Origin of the sequence: Acidithrix ferrooxidans, assembly GCF_000949295.1 — a bacterium.
Classification (GTDB): Bacteria; Actinomycetota; Acidimicrobiia; order Acidimicrobiales; family Acidimicrobiaceae; genus Acidithrix; species Acidithrix ferrooxidans.
This window is the reverse complement of record NZ_JXYS01000017.1, coordinates 15,391-34,687: the sequence shown is the minus strand read 5'-3', so window position 1 is coordinate 34,687 and position 19,297 is coordinate 15,391. Positions and strand designations below refer to the sequence as shown.

At 47.3% G+C, this 19,297-nt stretch carries 17 protein-coding genes, 2 tRNA genes and 1 pseudogene; 12 read left to right on the top strand and 8 right to left on the bottom strand.

Going from position 1 to position 19,297, the window contains the following annotated elements; genetic code table 11:
* Both AXFE_RS03285 and AXFE_RS21010 read left to right on the top strand, forming a co-directional pair.
* The coding region (locus AXFE_RS03285) for an RNA-guided endonuclease TnpB family protein (protein ID WP_152625835.1) at positions 1–774 on the top strand (774 nt) is incomplete at its 5' end.
* A 257-nt stretch (positions 775–1,031) separates the two neighbouring features.
* A complete protein-coding gene (locus AXFE_RS21010) occupies positions 1,032–1,157 on the top strand; it encodes a hypothetical protein (protein ID WP_268749141.1) in 126 nt (41 codons plus the stop codon).
* 98 nt (positions 1,158–1,255) lie between these two features.
* On the opposite strand, the gene AXFE_RS03280 is transcribed toward AXFE_RS21010, so the two are convergent.
* The 3 genes from AXFE_RS03280 to AXFE_RS03270 all read right to left on the bottom strand — a co-directional run bounded on the left by AXFE_RS03280 (position 1,256) and on the right by AXFE_RS03270 (position 2,919).
* Positions 1,256–1,558, bottom strand: a complete 303-nt coding sequence (locus AXFE_RS03280; RefSeq protein WP_052604462.1) for a DUF190 domain-containing protein — start codon at positions 1,556–1,558, stop codon at positions 1,256–1,258.
* Between the two features lie 10 nt (positions 1,559–1,568).
* The gene (crcB, locus tag AXFE_RS03275) at positions 1,569–1,937 is read right to left on the bottom strand and encodes a fluoride efflux transporter CrcB (protein ID WP_052604461.1); all 369 of its coding nucleotides are present in this window, start codon (positions 1,935–1,937) and stop codon (positions 1,569–1,571) included.
* 85 nt (positions 1,938–2,022) lie between these two features.
* Entirely contained in the window at positions 2,023–2,919 is an 897-nt protein-coding gene (locus tag AXFE_RS03270) for an undecaprenyl-diphosphate phosphatase (protein WP_052604460.1), read from the bottom strand.
* 164 nt (positions 2,920–3,083) lie between these two features.
* Here AXFE_RS03270 and AXFE_RS03265 point away from each other — a divergent pair.
* Together AXFE_RS03265 and AXFE_RS03260 are read left to right on the top strand one after the other, a co-directional pair.
* Positions 3,084–3,175: transfer RNA gene (locus tag AXFE_RS03265), tRNA-Ser, on the top strand.
* Between the two features lie 234 nt (positions 3,176–3,409).
* A tRNA-Leu gene (locus AXFE_RS03260) sits at positions 3,410–3,496 on the top strand.
* 962 nt (positions 3,497–4,458) lie between these two features.
* Here the strand turns inward: AXFE_RS03260 and AXFE_RS03255 are convergent.
* Entirely contained in the window at positions 4,459–5,037 is a 579-nt protein-coding gene (locus AXFE_RS03255) for a GNAT family N-acetyltransferase (protein WP_160291712.1), read from the bottom strand.
* A gap of 355 nt (positions 5,038–5,392) precedes the next feature.
* Between AXFE_RS03255 and AXFE_RS03250 the strand changes: the two genes are divergently transcribed.
* The 5 genes and pseudogenes from AXFE_RS03250 (at position 5,393) to pknB (ending at position 11,182) form a co-directional block, all read left to right on the top strand.
* Entirely contained in the window at positions 5,393–6,070 is a 678-nt protein-coding gene (locus AXFE_RS03250) for an FhaA domain-containing protein (protein WP_052604458.1), read from the top strand.
* A 3-nt stretch (positions 6,071–6,073) separates the two neighbouring features.
* Positions 6,074–6,607 (top strand): FHA domain-containing protein, encoded by a 534-nt coding sequence (locus AXFE_RS03245; protein WP_052604457.1) that lies wholly within the window; start codon positions 6,074–6,076, stop codon positions 6,605–6,607.
* Positions 6,607–7,197 (top strand): annotated as a pseudogene (locus AXFE_RS21305) (protein phosphatase 2C domain-containing protein); the annotation flags it as partial. The gene AXFE_RS03245 and the pseudogene AXFE_RS21305, both read left to right, overlap by 1 nt.
* 680 nt (positions 7,198–7,877) lie before the next feature.
* Positions 7,878–9,368, top strand: a complete 1,491-nt coding sequence (locus AXFE_RS03235) for a peptidoglycan D,D-transpeptidase FtsI family protein (RefSeq protein WP_082058446.1) — start codon at positions 7,878–7,880, stop codon at positions 9,366–9,368.
* Between the two features lie 8 nt (positions 9,369–9,376).
* Positions 9,377–11,182: a Stk1 family PASTA domain-containing Ser/Thr kinase gene (pknB, locus tag AXFE_RS03230; RefSeq protein ID WP_052604454.1), complete on the top strand. Its 1,806-nt coding sequence runs from the start codon at positions 9,377–9,379 to the stop codon at positions 11,180–11,182.
* A gap of 178 nt (positions 11,183–11,360) precedes the next feature.
* On the opposite strand, the gene AXFE_RS03225 is transcribed toward pknB, so the two are convergent.
* A complete protein-coding gene (locus AXFE_RS03225; RefSeq protein ID WP_052604453.1) occupies positions 11,361–11,975 on the bottom strand; it encodes an anthranilate synthase component II in 615 nt (204 codons plus the stop codon).
* A gap of 85 nt (positions 11,976–12,060) precedes the next feature.
* Here AXFE_RS03225 and AXFE_RS03220 point away from each other — a divergent pair, with 85 nt between their 5' ends.
* Both AXFE_RS03220 and AXFE_RS03215 read left to right on the top strand, forming a co-directional pair.
* On the top strand, positions 12,061–12,354 hold the full coding sequence (locus tag AXFE_RS03220; protein ID WP_052604452.1) for a cell division protein CrgA: 294 nt from the start codon (positions 12,061–12,063) through the stop codon (positions 12,352–12,354).
* 71 nt (positions 12,355–12,425) lie between these two features.
* The gene (locus AXFE_RS03215; protein ID WP_052604451.1) at positions 12,426–14,567 is read left to right on the top strand and encodes a S9 family peptidase; all 2,142 of its coding nucleotides are present in this window, start codon (positions 12,426–12,428) and stop codon (positions 14,565–14,567) included.
* 372 nt (positions 14,568–14,939) lie between these two features.
* Here the strand turns inward: AXFE_RS03215 and AXFE_RS03210 are convergent, their stop codons facing one another.
* The 3 genes from AXFE_RS03210 to AXFE_RS03200 form a co-directional block, all read right to left on the bottom strand.
* Complete coding sequence (locus AXFE_RS03210) at positions 14,940–16,115, bottom strand: thiolase family protein (protein ID WP_052604450.1); 1,176 nt, start codon at positions 16,113–16,115, stop codon at positions 14,940–14,942.
* 298 nt (positions 16,116–16,413) lie between these two features.
* Positions 16,414–18,132 carry an adenine deaminase gene (gene ade / locus AXFE_RS03205; protein ID WP_052604449.1) on the bottom strand — a complete coding sequence of 573 codons (1,719 nt, stop codon included), beginning with the start codon at positions 18,130–18,132 and terminating at the stop codon, positions 16,414–16,416.
* A 371-nt stretch (positions 18,133–18,503) separates the two neighbouring features.
* Positions 18,504–19,028 (bottom strand): DUF4395 domain-containing protein, encoded by a 525-nt coding sequence (locus AXFE_RS03200; protein WP_052604448.1) that lies wholly within the window; start codon positions 19,026–19,028, stop codon positions 18,504–18,506.
* 61 nt (positions 19,029–19,089) lie between these two features.
* Between AXFE_RS03200 and AXFE_RS19855 the strand changes: the two genes are divergently transcribed.
* Positions 19,090–19,227, top strand: a complete 138-nt coding sequence (locus tag AXFE_RS19855) for a hypothetical protein (protein WP_160291711.1) — start codon at positions 19,090–19,092, stop codon at positions 19,225–19,227.
* Positions 19,228–19,297: the final 70 nt, after the last annotated feature.

The following is a 19,297-nucleotide window of genomic DNA, read 5'->3' as shown; positions in this document are numbered from 1 at the left end:
GGTGTCGATCTAGGACTAAGGTCACTTGCTACTATCGCAGACAGCAATGGTAGCATGACAGCTATTCCTAACCCCGCTCCGCTCAGAGCTACTATGAATGAGCGTCGTAGGGTTGGGCGCAATCTCATCCGACGGATACCCGGATCACACGGTCACAGGCAAGCGAAAGCCAAGCTTGTCAAGTTAGACCGTAAAGCCGTATACGTCCGTCGTGAAAGTATCCATCAGTTAACCTGTTACCTGGTGGATAACTACAGCGAAGTTAAGATTGAAGACCTTAACATCGCTGCCATGGGTCGAAGTATGGGAAGACGGGCATTGCGCCGTTCGGTATCTGATGCCGGACTCGGAGCCTTCAAACCAACGCTTACCTATAAGGCCGAACGTGCCGGAGTCAAGGTAGTCGTTGTAGATCGCTTCTTTCCCTCGTCGCAAATCCACCACAACTGCACAGGCAGACTCACGGGTGCAAAGCTCGCAAAGAGACTTATCTGTGATACTTGTCATGTTGAGGTGGATCGAGATGAGAATGCTTCATTGAATATCCGCGACTGGTCGGTTATCAGTTGTGGGCCAGTTGGGTCCAGCGCCCTGCCCGTTCCCAGGCCATTTGGTACAGGCGGCAGTTGCGATGATGGGATGACTCATCATCGCAAGAGAGAACGTAAGACCGCTAGCAATACTGGCGGTGCTCAAAGAGGCAAGAACGACCCTCGGGCGAGTGAGAATGAAGCCCGAGGGAAGAACCTTGAAAAAGGTGCATCTAGTGAGTAGACTCACCATTTATCATTCAGATGCAACGGTCGGGTTATGGTGCTAAGCAGACCACAATTATTTGATTGGGCGCTTTTTTGAGAGGTGGATTTTTGAACCGCAATCGAATCCATCATTGGGCATTTGATGTGGCGTTTCCCTGAAAATGCTAATCAAACTATTTAACTTTATTTCAGGTGTTAATTCTCAGGCCTAAAAAAGTTATCAGGTAGCAGAGGTGCGGTGCTTGTCTTTCTGATCTGATAAAGGCGCTAGCAGTGCCAAATCAGAAAGACCCAAAAGTTCTTATCGTACAGGCGTTACTTATCGGTTATGGGGTCTTGGTGACGCACATGATGGTAAGGAGAGCCGAGTTAAAGATGGTGGACAAGGGTTCAACTTGATCTTTTGTATTGGATCTATCGCTGTAGTTTTAGAGCCTTAGATGGGTATCAGGACCCAAGGCTTCTCTTTATTGTCGAAAGATTGTCCAGACCAAAGGCTATTGGTGAATAGTGATGGGCCAACTGATAATTTTAAGGCCCGGGTGCTTCTTTAGGTAGTTGACGGCTCGCATTGCGTCATCGTTTTCTTCAAAGAATTCAATGACCAAAGGAAGGTGTGCCTCTGGATTTAAAATTGTAGCTTTGTGGATCTCTCGGTGTTCTCCAAAGCCTCCAACGGCGCGTAGCAATGTGGCACCAGTTGCCAGAGAGTTGTCGTGCAGCTCGCGTAGAACTACATCGGCCAAGGAAGCCCTTTTTTCGCGGTCGCCTTCAGTTAGATAGACATGGATCATCATCATTATGGCAATACTACTTCTTACCTAGGACGCTTCCAAGATAAACTGCACCCAATCCTAAAATAACAGACATGAGCGAGTAAGAGATTGCCTTGGTGACCTTACCTTCTTGAAAGAGACTCAATGTTTCGATAGAGAACGTCGAAAACGTCGTATAGGCACCTAGAAATCCAGTTAGCACTCCAGCTCTAATAGATGGTGAAACGCTGAGGCGATCCAAAGTGAAATAAAATAAAAGGCCCATTAGGAAAGAGCCAATGACATTTATCGAGAGGGTTGCATATGGAAAAGATTTTCCAAATGCGCCTGCCACTAAGTTGGATTGATAGTAGCGAGCCAATGCACCAAGCGGAGCAAATATCGCAATCCAAAGCGCGCTCACGTTTTGTGGTCTCCCTTCGACCTAGGCGATGATAATTAAGATCGCATCTATCCATTGAACTCAATAGTCAATGCGACCCTCGTTATTAATAGAATCTAATTGTTAGGGCGATACCGGCCACAATTGAATAGACCGCAAAAGGAAGGAGATTTTTGGTCTTGAAGTATCGCGATAGAAATGAAACTGAGATAAATGCGGCAATAAATGCAGCTACGCCACCTATGAGCATCTGAACTCTAACGCCGTTGCCGGTGGATCCAAATACCTCTGGCAGTTTATAAAGTCCAGCTGCAAGAATGATTGGTGTTGCCAGAAGGAACGAGAACCTAGCGGCATCTTCATGGTCCAGACCGCGAACAAGACCGGCGACCATGGTGACACCCGATCGGGAAATTCCTGCAAAGAGAGCAAAAATTTGGGCAACTCCGATTATTACGCCTTCTTTGAGCTTAAGCGTTGCTAGGGGCCGTTCTCCCTCTGCCCAATCTCTGCCTTCCGCGGATATCGTCGCCTTGTTTTTAATCGCGCGTCTCATGATCGCTTCTCCAGCGATCAGGATGCCACCATTTACAATTAAAAATATTGAGGCCGCAAGGGGTTTGGCGAAGAGACTCTTTAAAACATGATCGAAGATGAGGCCAACTATTCCAGCGGGAATTGTGGCGACCACCAAGAGCCATGCCAATCTTTCATATTTGTCGTCAATACGTCTTTTTTTGATCGATCGAAAGAATGCTGAAATTATCTTTACCCATTCGTTCCTAAAGTAGACAATCAGTGCCAAAGCCGTGGCAACATGGAGACTCACTAGGAACGTTAGGAAAAACGAGTGCTTTGCGGTTTGAGCGGCAACTAGGTTGTTCCAACCAAAAAGTGCGGGAAAAACTACTGAATGACCAAGAGAAGAGATAGGAAATAACTCACTGACTCCCTGAAGGAGTCCCATAACGACAGATTGAAGATCAGTCAACGGGCTAGACATTTTGGCCTTTCAAGCTTGCTTTTATGCTTATGGGTCTGCAATACCTTCGGTGATCTTAGTTGGCAAATTCGCCAATTGTGAAAGAAGATAATGTATATCATTGCGATTTTGACTAAAGAGGCTTCACAACCTAGGAAAAAACCTACTAAACTTTTAGTTGGCTTGGAGAGGTGCCAGAGTGGTCGAATGGGTCTCACTGCTAATGAGTTGACCCGGGAAACTGGGTCCGAGGGTTCAAATCCCTCCCTCTCCGCCACTTTCTCCTCCCTGCCTAGTCTTTTTAGAGATTTCCGTCAAAGGGATACCCGTAGTACGGAGAATCGTTTATCTATGAAGTTTTCTAGCTCTTTGACCTAGTTTTGCAAAAGTGCGCTCGTTATTTTAGTCTTTCTCGTCGCATCTATCTGAAAGAATTTTTACGATAAAAGGAATCTGCCATCGTGGCGTGCGCAAGTGGGACCAGATAGGAACTAACATGTTTTGTTGAGTTGGGCGAGTGGCGGAATAGGCAGACGCGCAGGATTCAGGTTCCTGTGTCCGAAAGGACGTGGGGGTTCAAGTCCCCCTTCGCCCACCATTGACGCTTACGTCTCTCACTACCCACTCGGAGAGGTTTGCTCTTTGGTGATGCTTGGGTAGCTCTCCTATGCCCCGAGCCTGGACGGCGCCTGATGTCTGGCGCTTACTGGGTGTTTGATCAAGGAACTAAAACCACCTAAATAAGGTAGCGCCAAGAAGGTGTCGTCACTAGTCGTACGGCCATGCCTCTTGGACCATAGCGCGAATGATAGCTTATAAATTTTGCCATATTCACTAGGATCCCTTCGTTGTAGGGGCGGCTTTTCGTTGACGCCTCTGTTGATCTAATGGCGTCGTATTAGTGGAAATAGTCGCTTAGAGTTCAGCGTGCATTAAGACGTGTGATTCTTTTCGCACGGGCGCCACAAAGGCTTACTCTCTTAGCTTGGATTTTACTATAGTTGACTAATCCCCCATAGGATTTTATATCGATGCCACAAGAAACGACACTAAGCACTACACGTTGGCAATCTCGAGCTCTGAGGGAAGTCCGCCTGATATATCTTTATTGTCTTTTTCTTTGAGGCAGATATTCGTTGCTTTTATGCTGTGTTCGAACCGGTGAAGAGTTCGACCTCGGTGCATGATCGATATATTAGGTTGGCGATCTAAAGTCGCTAATCTGGATTTACCGATTTAGCTCCTCCGATCGCACTTGGCGACTAGGCAACTTTGACTCCCAGCTAAGAGATCACTAGCAACTTTGACGCCGCTGTTTTGTCGTTCTGTAAGTATTGTTGATCTTCAAGTGGTCTCACCTAGGTGGATAGGGGCCATGACCAACAGGGAAAGCGATGTTCTACCGACACTACTTCGTAATTGGGACCACGACTCTTTTGGGTTCAATTCGGCGATTTAGATGACCTCATTGTATGATTTGGTTGGTCTTTGTCGCCGAAGTTAAGTTCGGCCCTTTGCGGTTTATTGGGGCGTTAGCCAAATAGAAGTTTGTAAATTTCTTCAATCACTCGTGGAGATACTAGGACTTTCCGAGAGGTCGATCCGCCAACGAAATACTTTTCCACCGCCAAGACGCTTCGACTCGTTGAACTCTTCAATAAGTATTCCGCCGTTATTTGTAACGACACGCTGCGAAGCGATGTTGTTGGTCTTTGTCACTAATTCCACGTTGGTCATCCCCTCTTTGGAAGCCACATTTAGCATCAGGAAAAGAGCTTTTGTTGCATAACCTTGACCTCGTTTCCACTCCATCGTTTCATAGCCAATGTGGCCTATTTGATGCAGCAACTCCTCATAGCCAACAGTTGGCAGGCGGAGAGTGATTCTCCCTACAAATTCTCTATCCCACATCCACCGATGAAGTGCGGGAGCTCTTGCACTAGTGCTTCCATCTTCGTTATAGCGAACTCCTTCTTTGGAGCGATCAGCCATTTTGGCAAGCACTAAGTTTGGATCCCGTTCCGCCAGGATAACTAGATCCTTGGATGAGCGAAAAAGGGTCTTTTCTCCATCCCATCCGCGATCGACAGCGCCCAGGTAACTTGGGAATCGCCCGATAGATGGCACTACGAGGGTCATTTTAGAGACTTTGTCGTGATTGGCGGAGCATGTCATTGGCGTCACTATTTCATTTCACTTGTAAAGATTATAGGTTTGCCTCAAATTCCAGGTGGTCATTTCACTCTGGCAATTATCAAACGAAGGTTCATCTTTGGTTGTCTCTATAGAGATGCTATGAGATAACTCATTCCCAGGCTAGGGATTAAGGCGAGCACATTTAAGTCTTTTGGGATGAGACCCGAACGCTTGGGAATCGCGGGAGGATTACAGGCTCTATGGGCTAATAGGAGATCTCTAGATAAATGAGGGCTAATTAAGTAATCATTCGCAAAGTATCAGGTATTATCTTGCACTAAATGGCGTCATTGTAATTATGAACTATCATATAGCCGTGGGGCTAAACGATATTGAAAATAGGCTCGAACATTTAGTGGAAGGGGCCTTTGGACGCTTTTCACGAAAGGGCATCCAACCATCTGAGATTGGCAAGAAGCTTTCGCGCCATATGGAACTCGAAAAGCGCATTGGCGTGCGCGGACCCCTTGTTCCAAATGATTATTTAGTTGCGTTGAGTTCTTCGGATTGGCATAGCCTCTCCGATATCGCGACTGCTCTCAACTCCGAATTGCTTGCACTGGTTCAACAGACTGCTAAAGAACATAGATATAAGTTCGTCGGTTTCCCGGCATTGAGAATTGAAATTGACGAAGACCTTCCTCGGGGTACATTTGCAATTGAGTCAAGATACATAGAAGATCCAGATTATTTAGGTCACTTATATCTTGAAATGCCCAACGGACTTAGGGTGCCGATCACGGAAAAAACTATCACCGTAGGGCGTCTTCCTTCTTGTGCGGTAGTAATCGATGATCCTAAGATATCTCGAAATCATGCGGAGATATCCCTGAATAAGGATGGGGTAGTGACGCTTAGAGATCTCGAATCGACAAATGGTACTAAAGTTAATGGACGGCGAATTTCCCAGATATCCGTAGATGATGGGGATGTTATAGAGTTCGGAGTGGTTCGAATTAAAATTGGACGTCAATAACCTATGCCGATAGGGCTGCTGGATCTATTTAAGTATGTTTTAATTGCCCTTATATGGCTCTTTTTTCTAAGAGTTATAAGGGCGGTTTGGGTTCAAATCAGAACAAATGATCTACAAAGGAAGGAGAAGTCACAGAGCGAATTTGAAGTTTTATCACAAGGCGGTGGTGAGACCAATCAAGCTAAGAAAACTGTAACTTCGTCTTCATCGGGAAGATCTGGATCAAAACGAAGGTCACAAGCAAAAAGCGGATTTCAAGTGAAGTTTAAAAGAGACGGTGTTGGGGAAGATCTTATCTTCGATATCAACGGATTGACGACAATTGGTCGTTCCAGTGGATGCACGATCTCTTTGGGGGACGATGAATTTGGTTCGTCTGTGCACGCTCGAATGTGGGTAGACAACGACGTCCTCTATGTCGAGGATTTGGGTTCAACCAATGGTACCTTTGTAAACTCCGGTCGGATCAACACTCCAAGGCCCCTTTCCAAGGGAGATCGAATCTCGATTGGTCACTCTAGCATGGAAGTGATCTGATGGCCCTTGTGGATTGGGGTAGTGCTACCAACACTGGAAAAGTCAGACGAGACAACCAGGACCATGTCTTTGCTGATGGTTCGATCTTTATAGTGGCCGATGGTATGGGTGGAGCCAATGGTGGCGAGACCGCAGCCCGAATAGCAGTCGACGCCTTTACTGAGAGAGTGAACCAAAGTGAACTGGACTCTGACGCAATCCAGAGCGCTCTCTTTTATGCAAATGAGATGGTTTTTACGATGGGTATGGCCAACCCCGACCTCCATGGCATGGGCACAACTTTCGTTAGCCTCGTCTTGGAGGAAATCCAAGGGGAAAAGAGTCCCCGCAAGGCATATCTGCTAAATGTTGGCGACTCGCGGGCCTATCTCTTGAGAAAAGGTGAAATAACTCAGTTGACCGTGGATCACTCTTGGGTTGAAGAGATGATGCGTGCCGGTCGAATGAGCGAGGATGAAGTCGCCCACTCGAGGTCGCGTCACGTCTTGACTAAGGTCGTGGGGGTAGATGAGACCGTTGGGCCAGATCTCTGGGAGATACATCTAGACCCAGGAGACCAGGTTATTTTGTGTTCGGATGGGGTGACCAATGAGTTAGGTGATTTGGAGATCGCAGAAATTTTGCGTAGATCCAAATCCGCTCAAGACGGAGCATCTAAGGTTGTCGAGGCAGCTGTTTTGGCTGGGGGCGTAGATAACGCCTCCGCTGTCGTTGTTGCGTTGGCACCAATTGGCGACGAGTCGATTCGCGATCTAGAGACTCACAGTCAAGGAGTGGCCGCTTCGCCGCTGATACGTTTTGCTCCTCATGTGGTAAAGATCGAAGGCGAGGACGCATCTCTTCGTGGTCCAATGTTGCAATCTATCCCAATTCCGATATCTAAGTCGGAGTTTCATAAATCTGGGATGTACCTTAGGATTGCTGCTTTTTTAATCCTACTTTTGGTCATTCTGGGGGTTGGAGCCTATGGCATCAACTCCTATGTGAACGGAAGTTATTTTGTCGGTGCTTCCAATACCTCTAATGTTGTGATCTATCAAGGTCGTCCCGGGGGAATTTTGTGGTTCAAGCCAAAGGTGGTTGAGGTTGAAAAGATCAAACTGAACGCCTTGCCCAATTCGTATGTAGTCCAAATAAAGGCCGGTGTGGCAGAGACCTCTCTCTCGGCTGCGCGAAACTATATCAGTAATTTGACCTCCCAGGTTAGGAGTTATTCCGCCACGACTTCAACTCTTTCCTCAACTACTCCGACATTGGTTAGCGGAGGAGGATGATGGAGCGCAGAATTCGCCTTCTTGGAATCTTCTTAATGGTCTTGTTTCTGGGTCTATTTGTTCAGTTGAATAGAATTCAATTTTTGGATGCAAGCTCTCTAGCTAACGCTCCAGGAAATTCTAGAAATATAACAACTCAATTTTCACAAAACCGGGGTGCAATTCTCACCGCAGATGGTGCCGTCGTGGCTGATACAGTTAAATCTACTGACGTCTATAAATATCAACGACAGTACCCCAACGGGCCACTCTATGCCGATATCAGTGGTTATGATTCAATTCTGTACGGAAAAGATGGAATTGAAGCATATTACAACTCCTACCTAACGCCTCATAGTGTAACGCCTAACTCTTTGTCATCTCTGTTAAATCCAACGACAGCTCCCGATAATGTCACCTTAACTATCTCTTCAAAGCTCCAAAGCGTGGCCGCTAGCGCTCTGGGTAAGTTGCGCGGAGCTGTTATTGCGATTGATCCATCTACGGGTGCGATATTAGCGATGTATTCGAATCCATCGTATAATCCCAATCTGCTTTCGTCGCACTCTGGAACGACCGAGACGAAAGCTTGGAATAGCTATATTAAAGATCCCAGCCAACCTATGCTCGCCCGAGCCTATCGACGTAGATATCCTCCAGGGTCAACTTTCAAAATTGTAACTTCATCAGCGGTTTACGATCACAATCCATCTCTTGCCGTCAAGTCTTATCCCCATGTAAGTTCGATTGCTCTTCCAGACACTACTAATCGACTCCATAACTATGCCTATGAAGTCTGCGGTGGCCAAATTGGAATCTTGTTGGCGGTTTCATGTGATACCGGCTTCGGCCAGATCGGATTAGACCTAGGTGCTTCTTCTCTGGCAAGTGAAGCGAAGTCATTTGGTTTTAATCAAACACCGCCCCTTGATCTCTATGGAGTAGCATCGGCTACCTTTCCTTCGGCAGCATCTTTTTCCACCAGGTTACCGACGCTAGCCTATTCAGCGATCGGTCAGTATGACGTGGCAGCTACTCCACTTGAGATGGCGTTGGCAACTGCTGGCATAGCTAATCATGGTGTAATTATGGCGCCGCATTTGATGAGTGAGATTACTGGTCCGCAAGCAAACGTTGTCAAGAAATATCAAAATCATCCGTGGTTGGTAGCCACCTCGGCCGCGACAGCCGCCAAGGTTACTTCGCTAATGGAAGGCGTGGTTCGATTTGGAACAGCCGGTGGAATTGCAATACCCGGTGTTGCAATTGCGGCTAAAACTGGGACGGCTCAGCTAAACTTGTTGGCTTCGAACCAGTCAAGTCCAAATGGAAACGATAATTGGATGGTTGCATTTGCTCCAGCTAATCACCCGACGATAGCCGTCGCGGTGGTCGTTCCCGCACAACCAGGTATGAGTTCGAATTCAACTGGTGCTCAATACGCGGGACCAGTAGTCAAGGCTATGTTAAGTGCAGCTGTTAATACCAGTTCGGTAGTTGGAGGGTAAACAGAAAAGTGGCTCAGCCTTATGGAAGTCGATACGAGATCGTCGACAAGATTGCCCGTGGAGGAATGGCAGACGTTTTTCGTGCCCGCGACCTGCTACTAGATCGTTTGGTTGCCCTTAAGGTCTTATTTCCGGAGTTGAGTACGTCTAGTGCGTTTGTGGAGCGGTTTCGACGTGAAGCAACAGCCGCAGCGAATCTTAGCCATCCAAACATTGTCTCAGTCTTTGACTGGGGGCGCAGCGAGAACTCCTATTTCATAGTCATGGAGTTGATTGAAGGAGAAACGCTCGGATCTTTGATCAGAAAGAGCGGTACGCTTTCGTTTGATTATGCTGCAGCTATCGCTGCGGATGTCGCTTCCGCGCTTAGCTATGCCCATCGCCATGGTGTGGTTCATAGAGATATCAAGCCCGGAAATGTTCTAATTACCTCGGATGGTCACATAAAGGTAACTGATTTTGGGATCGCTCGAGCCCAGAGTGCCAATGAAGATCTAACTCAGACCGGATCTGTCATGGGGACAGCGACTTATATATCTCCAGAGCAGGCCGAAGGTAAGGTTCTAGATGGCCGCAGCGATGTTTATTCACTTGGGGTAGTTCTATTTGAAATGGTCATTGGCAAGCCGCCATTTAGCGGTGATTCGACCGTTTCTGTGGCGATGAAGCAAGTCAATGAGCCCACTCCGTCGGTGTCAAGACTGCGGAGTGAGACTCCGGCTGCTTTGGTAGCGATAATTGATAAAGCCTTAGCCAAAGTCCCTAATGATAGATACGAGACGGCTCAGGATTTTCGAGCTGATTTGCTTAGGTTTATCCAAGGGCGTCCTGTCGATGCGGCACGAGATCGAGTTATGCCTGACTATGGCGATACCACTACGGTGATGTCTGAGGTTTCAGGTTACTCTCAAACAACTATGATGGCCTCGAATGAGGCTGAACGAACGACCATAATTCCTGTAATTCCGGCTCCGCCAAAGAGAAGGAGAGAAAATACAGGGACGGTGGTAGCCATTTTGGCAGCGATCATTGTCCTTGGCCTTTTTTTCTTTTTGTTTAGGTTGGTTCAAGGCCATAAGAGCAATAACCCCTCTACCACTAATACAACCCTTGCTTCGGTATCGGTTCCTAGTGTGGTAGGTGATACGCTTTCTAGCGCAACGACTTCTCTTGGAGCGTCGCACCTGCGCTTTAAAATAAACTACCAACAGTCAAGTTCGGTGCCATCTGGAACCGTGCTCTCTCAATCTCCGGTGGCTGGTTCATCAGTTTCGAGTGGGACCAGCGTCTCAATACAGGTTTCTTCAGGGGCAGCCTTAGTAACGTTGCCAAATGTGACCAATCAGACGATTGGCAATGCAGAATCTCAGTTGGTACCCCTTGGCTTTTCAATCACTACAACATATGTAAATTCATCTAGCCCTAACGGGACGGTAATTAAACAGAACCCTACTGGAGCCTCTAAGGTGCCAGCCGGATCAACGGTTACTTTGACGGTATCTAATGGTCCATCGACCATTAGTGTCCCAGATGTGACTGGTAAGCCTTCTGCACAAGCAGCTAACGCTCTTGGAACTGCTGGTCTATCCCTTGGGAATACAACCAATCAATCTTCCAATTCGGTTCCAAATGGCGACGTGATCTCAACAAATCCACCGGCAGGAACCGCTGTGGCGCCGAACTCAAGCGTGGATATTGTGGTTTCAACTGGGCCGGGAAGCCCAGCTACAACGACGTCAACTACAACCACAGCAGCCACTACGACCACTACCGCAGCTCCAGCAACCACTACGACCACTACCGCAGCCGGATAACTGCTATTTCAAACTAGCTCATGGCGGTATCTTGTCTTTTTCAAGGTGCCGCCATTGAGATGAGAAATTATCTTCAGCTATGATCGAGGCGACGTTGTCAAAAGAGGTGAGCTTTTGAATTTTCGCTTTCCCACCTTAATGGCAACTTTAGTGATTAGTTTGATCTCGTGGCAAAGTTCTAGCTTGTAGTTGGCGCAAGGGAGAACTTTCTTGCAATTGTTAGGAAGTTCGAAATTAGCTCCTTGCCAGATTCGCTAAAGATAGATTCAGGGTGAAATTGTACCGAATGCATGGGATAGATACTATGGGCCATTGCCATTATCAATCCATCAGAGGTCGTGGCCGTTACGATTAGATTATCTTCAGGGATAGAGGCGCCATCTACGATCAGTGAGTGATATCGAGTTACCTTTAGTGGGCTTTTAATTCCCTCGAAGATGCCGGTGCCACTATGGTTTATCATGGATGTCTTGCCGTGCATTGGTATTGGCGCGCGTACGATATTACTTCCAAATGCTTGTCCAATTACCTGGTGGCCGAGACAAACACCAAAAATTGGAGTTGTTGGGCCAAGCTCGACGACCAGATCAAGCGATATCCCAGCGTCGATTGGACTGCCTGGACCAGGAGAGATTACGATTCCGTCGTAATTTAGATCGGCAATTTCCGAAACTGATATTTGGTTATTACGTACTACATCTACGTAAGCACCAAGTTCTCCGAAGTATTGAACTAAATTGAAGACGAAAGAGTCGTAGTTGTCAATCATGAGAATTCGCGCGGGATTAGACATGTTTAGATCCTAACGTGAGATCTTGTAGCGAGGGACTCTAGGCATTGATGAAGATGATTAATTTCGAACGAGAGGATTTTATTAGATGGCACGAACTCGCAAAGGGCAAACTGTTGGGGCTAACAAAGGGGGTCATAACGTCTCTTCGAAAAATAGGTCCACGACCTCCTCAAAGCGCTACACGCCTCCAATTCCAACTTCGCAAAAGAAGTCTCCTCGATGGATGGCCTATCTTTTGATATCATTTTTGATTCTTGGCTTTATTTTCCTCTTTGTCAACTATTTGGGAGTTCTTCCTGGAGGGGCTTCTAATTGGTACCTACTGGTTGGACTGGTCTTTTTGGCTGGCGGTTTCTATATGGCTACGCGATATAGATAGGTCAATGGCTATCACAATCACTGAAATTGGTAAGTGGCCCTAAAGTCGATGGTGCGATTAGGTTTATTTAGGTGCTAAATGAATTTGTTCTTGACCTTGAGACCCTAGCCAAGCGGCCCTATCCAGGAACGACTGTTCCAATCTCTCCTACATTTTCAAAGAATTCGCCATATCTTTACTTTTTGATGGCGCGATCCAGCGATTCGAATAATCTTTCGCTTTGTCGAGGAGATCTAGATGGCGGCGGAGTCGAAGTCTTGATCGATGGTGAGGATAGCTCCGCCTCACCAACTTTAGCCGAAGAGCTAAGGAGAGAGAGGCTACGTCTTTCGGGTAACGGCGTGAGTGGATTTGTCCTCTTTGAATCCGATACCAAGTCGCTTATTTTGGTGAATGTTGGTGGCCACTATCTAATCTACGATCCCGATCTCGCCCGAGTCAGTTACGAGTTTGAAGGTGAATCGATTGAGCGAATTGAACTGGATCTTGACAATGATGCTGCGGTATGCACAGATGGAAAAAGACTCTATCGGGTTGATCTATCTGGGGGTGAATCGACCACAATCGATGAAGTCAAAGGTGAGGGTCAACTCATTGGGGTAGCAGAATTTGTGGCCCAGGAAGAGCTTGATCGACTCGAGGGCTTTTGGCTTTCTGGCGATGGACGTCGCATCGCATACTGCGTTGTGGACCAATCGGGAGTCGAGCCATTTTGGATATTTCACTATGGAGCCAAAGAGATTCGAGCTGAAAGTCATCGCTACCCTTTTGCAGGAGCGCCAAATGCTAAAGTTGGAATCTTGATAGACGAGGTGGAGTCGCTAGGGGTAAAAAAGGGTAGCCCAAGAGCAATTGACTTAGAGACCGACAGCGAGGACTACATAGCCAAGGTCTCTTGGTTAGATTCCAAAACGCTCTTAGTTGCAACATTAAATAGGAGACAGACCACCTTAACCTGGCATTTTGTTGACTGCGATACAGCAGCTGTGGTGGCGCGGATAGAAGATAAGCTCGAGCCTTGGGTCAATTTGCCCTCAAGTGTGCTTCCAATTGATGCGAACCGCTTTATTACAACTACTGAGCGTTCGGGATTTAGTCACGTCGCGATCTATAACTCGAATGGCGTGGTCGACCAGGTCACATTCGGAGAGTGGATGGTGACCTCTCTGGTTGACTTCGATCCGGAGAGCGGCTACATCTATTTCGTAAGTACAATAGTGGATCCCTGCGCTAGAGACCTATCGAGAGTGCATATATCTGGTGGAGCGCCAGAACTTATGACCAGCGGCGAGGGCGTCCATGACTGTGTTGTATCGATTCAAAACAGAGCATTTTTAGATATCTATTCTTGCCTATCGCACTCCTATATCTCGCGCGTGATGAGTTTCGACTCCGAAGTCCTTCTCGACCTAGGCGACGAGCCTCTAACGCCACAGCAACTCGCACTAACATCACCTCTGCGTTTTGAATTTGACGCCGTTGATGGAACCAGATTGATTGGCCATCTTTACCTTCCTGGGGATCGAAATCCTAGGGGTCTGCCACTTGTGATCTCGGTTTATGGAGGCCCACATGCCCAGCGGGTGACCAATTCATGGAGTTCTACTATAGATTTAGAGGCTCAATACTTAGCGTCTAGGGGAGTCGTCGTAGCCAAGATTGATAATCGAGGTAGCTATGGCCGGGGCCTAGATTTCGAGGCGAAACTTAGTCGAAAGTTCGGAACGATCGAGCTTGAGGATCAGATTAGTGGTATTGACTATCTAAGTGAGCGATTTGGGATTGACCCGAATCGTGTTGGGATCTATGGATGGTCTTACGGAGGATTTATGACCCTTAGTGCACTGACCAAACATCCAGATCGATTTATAGTAGGGGTAGCAGGTGCCCCAGTTGTGGACTTTTCCTTCTATGACACCGCCTATACGGAGCGATATATGGGAACCCCCGTGAACGAGGGTCCCGCCTATGAGATAGCCGATGTGACTAACTACGTCGAATCATTGAAAGGAAAGCTCGCTATTATCCACGGACTTATAGACGAGAACGTTCACTTTAGAAATACAGCGTATTTCCTAGAGGCAGCTATTGCTCACGGAAAAAAAGTAGATCAGATGATCCTGCCACAGTCACGCCATATGCCAAGAGGGCAAGAGACTTTGCTTCAAATTGCTCGGATGAGGACTTCATATCTTTTAGAAGCATTGACCTAGGAGGCAATTGAGCTAGTGGATTTTTACCTTTTTGGATATTAGGTTCTGCCCTCAAGCCATGTAAGTTACAGCAACCGCAATGAGAGTCAAAAGATATCACCCGAAATAATTGATTTTGAATTGTATAATTGTCTCCTGGAGTTGGTCCTGGGCAAGATCGATTATTGCTGGCGACAGCGATAATCTCGCTCAATAAGAGATTCAATAGATCCTGAAATAGCCCGAAAATGGAGAAAAAGAAACCTCCAACTTGCCAATTGAGGCTCGATCGAAAGTTGATCGGTATTGGTTAAATTTATTTCAAGTTGGAGGTTCTGCTCTTTTGTCTACTCGCCCATAAAGATGCCTTTTGGGTGGGTAATACGGTGGTGACTATCCTAGTCTCTCAATGATGGTTGCATTGGCCATGCCGCCGCCTTCGCACATCGTTTGAAGGCCATATCTTTTATTTGTTCGCTCAAGTTCGCACAATAGAGTAGCCAAAAGTTTGGTTCCCGAGGCCCCAAGTGGATGGCCCAGGGCAATTGCGCCTCCGTTGACATTTACTTTGGCCATATCTGGATGAAGCTCCTTCTCCCATGCCAGCACTACCGAGGCGAAGGCCTCGTTTATTTCAACGAGATCTATGTCGTCCATCGTCATCTTTGTTCGCTCTAATATCTTTTTGGTAGCTGGGATCGGACCTGTGAGCATTGTGACTGGATCTACCCCAGCCAGCGAAAATGAGACAAAACGTGCTCGTGGAGTGAGATTTAGTCGACTAGCCATCTCTTCGCTCATAATCAGAGCAGCCGAAGCTCCATCGGTAATTTGAGAGGAGTTGCCAGCTGTTACCTTGCCATTTTCTTTGAATGCGGGTTTGAGATTGGCTAGGCCTTCCATGGTTGTGGCCCTGATGCCTTCGTCGGAGCTTTGAACTTCGCCAGTTAGATTGCCTTCGCTATCTTTGATTTCGATTGGAATGATTTCACGATCGAACCGTCCTTCTGCTCTCGCTTGAGCAGCAAATGTTTGACTTCGCAAGCTGTAGGTATCTAGATCTTGTCTTGAGAGGTTCCATTGGTCAGCGATCATCTCTGCAGAGATGCCTTGGTTTACAAGACCTCCCTGCTCGCGGTAGCGATCTCCAACCATTGGGCCAAAGGGCTTACCGGGACCGTTCATAGCCGACGATCCCATTGGCACTTGAGACATCGCTTCAACCCCGGCGGCGATTACTATGTCATGGAAGCCAGAGATAATTCCTTGAGCTGCAAATGCAGCAGCTTGTTGTGAGGATCCGCATTGGCGATCGATCGAAGTGGCACATACTGACTCTGGAAAACCCGCTGCCAAGACAGCATTTCTGGCGACATTTAAACTCTGTGCTCCAACTTGCATGACACATCCCATGATGACATCTTCTATTAGAGCTGGATCTATGTCGTTTCGTTCAACGAGCGCCTTAAGTACTTGCGCTGCGAGATCCGCTGGGTGCCAACCAGAGAGTTTTCCATTTCGGCGTCCACCCGGTGTTCTAACTACGTCCACAATCACTGCATTGGTCACAGTATTCCTCACTTTTTAAAATTCTTTGTTTGCCGTGTTTTAGTTTGACCTCAAACTATCTTAAAGTTACCAGAATTACCACCGTTTTTTACTCCAAATGAGCCATGTGCATGCATTGTGAGCTAACTTTTCCAAATGGGACGGAAGCGATCTGTCAAACTCGAGCTAAATCAGAAACTCGGGCTAAATGAGTCAGTGTCCACCGTTCTTTAAAAAGGGATCCGTTAATTCCAATTGAGTCGATAGCCGAATAAGGATTTCATGGGCAAGGATTCGCCAAAGACAACCGGGAGGTCCTTTAATTCGTCAAGGTCGTCTTTGTGAAGGAGACTACATCGATAAGTCCAAGATCTGTAATCCGTAGCTCCGGGATTACTGAAAGACCGAGGAAGGAAAGGACCATAAAGGGTGCTGGAAGGGTGATGCCAAGGGAACTGTGGGCTTGAGCTTCAAGATTTTCAAGTTCCGCAGCGATTTCGGTCGCCCTTTTTGTAGAGATCAAACCTCCGATTATAAGAGGTACGACTGCTATCACTTGGCCATCTAGTACCGCCACTTGACCCCCTCCTATCTCGTTTAGAGTCTCTATCGCTATTGCCATGTCGGATGCACCATTTTGAGCCATCGAACCCAGGACCATTATGTTGTGGGCATCGTGGGCGACAGTTGATGCTATTGCCCCTTGGGTGAGGTTGAAACCAGAGACAAGGCCAAGGCCAAAGCGCCCTGTTCCGCGGTGGCGCTCAATTACCGCTATTCTCGCACAGTCGGCGACCTGCGAACCCGATCGAACCAGATGGGTGGTGGAGAGTGAGTCGTGATGTACCCCGATTACTTTGTAGCTTTTGTCGGGATCAACTTCAATCTCAAAGTCTTCTTTGGTAAATTGCCTTGCAAGACGGACGCTCGATTGCATCCAGGATGGTGCCGGCCTCGAGGGGACGACTCCCTCTAAGATGGTGCCATTTTGAGCGACGAGGGAACCGCGAACGTAAACTCTTGAGGGTTTAAAGTCCACTAGGTTATCAAGAACCAATAGATCGGCTTGATAACCCGGCGCTAGGCTGCCCAAGTCGTGCAAGTTGTGGTATTGTGCGGCGTTGGTCGATCCAATTATTATTGCATCTTCGGGGGAGACTCCAGCGGCAACTGCCATAGCGACACAGTCATTGACATGGCCTCGCCTAATCAGGCTCGAGGGTTCGCGATCGTCGGTGCATAGGGCAATTCGATCGGTTCCACCGACTAGGACGGTCTTTATCAAATCATTGAGATTTTTACTCGCAGAACCTTCACGAATGAAGATCCACATCCCCTTCTGTCGCTTTTCGTGAGCCTCTTCAAAGGATGTGCATTCGTGATCTGACTCAACACCGGCCGTTAGATAGGCATCAAGAGACTTTCCGCGCACCATGGGAGCGTGACCGTCAACTCTTTTACCTTTGGCGCTGGCTATTTTTTTGAGCATAATTGGATCTCCGGCGATTACGCCGGGATAGTTCATGACTTCTGCCACCCCAATAGCTCCATAGTGATCCATTAGATCTTCTATATCTTCAACAGATATCTCAGCGCCAGGCGATTCAAATTGTGAAGCTGGAACACAAGATGATGCCACAACTTTGAAGGTGAATGGAAGGTCCGAGGCAGCGTCGATCAACTCCGCCACTCCAGGAATTCCAAATACATTTGCTAATTCGTGTGGGTCGGCCACCACCGCAGTGGTTCCTGCTGCTAGAACAAGAGAGACAAATTCATCTACCCAAAGTTTGGTGGATTCTAAATGCATATGGGCATCGATGAAACTTGGAATGAGGTAAGCGCCTGAGACGTCGACAACCTCTTTGGCGCCTCGGTCGCCCCAACCAACGATCGCACCGTCTCCAATTGCCAGCGAAGTCTCTACCCATTCTCTTGTGGCACTAGAAAATACCTTTCCACCGACAAGTAGGAGATCTGCCTCCACGTCGCCGCGCGCCATTGCAATTGCTAATTGTGATCTTGGTGTTCGTGCCATGGACAATATCTTATTGAGATGATTGTGGTGCTACCCAAAAAGACCGCCCTTTCCCGCGAAGATTTTCATATCTTTTACATTGGTATTTGCTTGTAGCTTTAGTGCTCGCAAGTTGTGGAATAGTCAGGTGAAAGATGCTAACGCTACCAGCTAGGGGTTTGAGGACTAGGGGTCGATGGTGGTTGAGTTTTTTGGTTGGGTTCTACCCATTGATTTTAAGGCGAATCTTGAGGTTGACCTGTTTCGACCCACCTGCTTCGAACGAATAGGGATATAGATCTGGAGAGCTAGAGCATATGGGTCAAGAAAAAGCAGATAGGTATCTATGGTGCAATAGGTTTCTCTCTACCTATCAGCTTATGAGAGAGAGGTCATTTAGCGTATTGGACAACACAACTTGGACAGTCGTTGTATGTGACGATTCCAAAACGAAACAGGAGTGCGAATGCCTTGCAACCCAAGCAGTAACTAAAGAAGGCTTCCAATGCCGCGGCTATTCCAAGTAAGGCGAGGATGATCTGTGATGGAAGAACAGAGTGCGTAGCTAATGCAGCTATGGCTGCTGCTATGGAGAAGACAACGCCAATTCCTTGGGCGAATCGTTTGGGTTTTCCAGCCACAAGTTTCTCATGGTTGGGCAAGTTGGGAGCTACTAATTTAGTTGCTATCTGTCCTAGGATTGAGATCTTTGGTCCAGCGGCTAGACGAGCTATGAAACCATAGCAAAGGGGTATGAATAGCAGGCGATTGTGGGTTGTTATGATGAGCACAACCATGATCACAACTCCAAGCGCTACGCTTCGGGCGGCAACTTCATTTACCGGATCGGGAAAGGTAAAGAAGTTGGTTGCCCTTTTGGATTTTTGTTGTGAATCTAGAGTCTGGCGTTTTGGCAAAGCTGTTTCCTACTCATTTCGATGGCTCAAGGTCTTGACTAACCACTCTAATAGGTAATAGATGACTAAAGCTATCGGATTTATCGAATTTATCCCATTTGCCTCTACCGGACCAGTGCTACTTTTTATAGAACTTAGTCACGCCAAGGCATGGTTGTGGTTGAAGGGGAACTCCGTGACTGATACTGCCGAAATGTAATGCCTGATCCGTATTTCATTTAGCTTCAGTTTATTTTCATAATTTCATGAGAAATCGGAATGAATGGTGA

Excerpts from the sequence above, each read along its gene's own strand:
- AXFE_RS03280 (WP_052604462.1), bottom strand. The coding sequence starts at position 1,558 with ATGATGATGATCCATGTCTATCTAACTGAAGGCGACCGCGAAAAAAGG.
- AXFE_RS03270 (WP_052604460.1), bottom strand. The coding sequence starts at position 2,919 with ATGTCTAGCCCGTTGACTGATCTTCAATCTGTCGTTATGGGACTCCTT.
- AXFE_RS03255 (WP_160291712.1), bottom strand. The coding sequence starts at position 5,037 with ATGACCCTCGTAGTGCCATCTATCGGGCGATTCCCAAGTTACCTGGGC.
- AXFE_RS03250 (WP_052604458.1), top strand. The coding sequence starts at position 5,393 with ATGAACTATCATATAGCCGTGGGGCTAAACGATATTGAAAATAGGCTC.
- AXFE_RS03245 (WP_052604457.1), top strand. The coding sequence starts at position 6,074 with ATGCCGATAGGGCTGCTGGATCTATTTAAGTATGTTTTAATTGCCCTT.
- AXFE_RS03235 (WP_082058446.1), top strand. The coding sequence starts at position 7,878 with ATGATGGAGCGCAGAATTCGCCTTCTTGGAATCTTCTTAATGGTCTTG.
- AXFE_RS03225 (WP_052604453.1), bottom strand. The coding sequence starts at position 11,975 with ATGTCTAATCCCGCGCGAATTCTCATGATTGACAACTACGACTCTTTC.
- AXFE_RS03220 (WP_052604452.1), top strand. The coding sequence starts at position 12,061 with ATGGCACGAACTCGCAAAGGGCAAACTGTTGGGGCTAACAAAGGGGGT.
- ade (WP_052604449.1), bottom strand. The coding sequence starts at position 18,132 with ATGGCACGAACACCAAGATCACAATTAGCAATTGCAATGGCGCGCGGC.
- AXFE_RS19855 (WP_160291711.1), top strand. The coding sequence starts at position 19,090 with ATGACTAAAGCTATCGGATTTATCGAATTTATCCCATTTGCCTCTACC.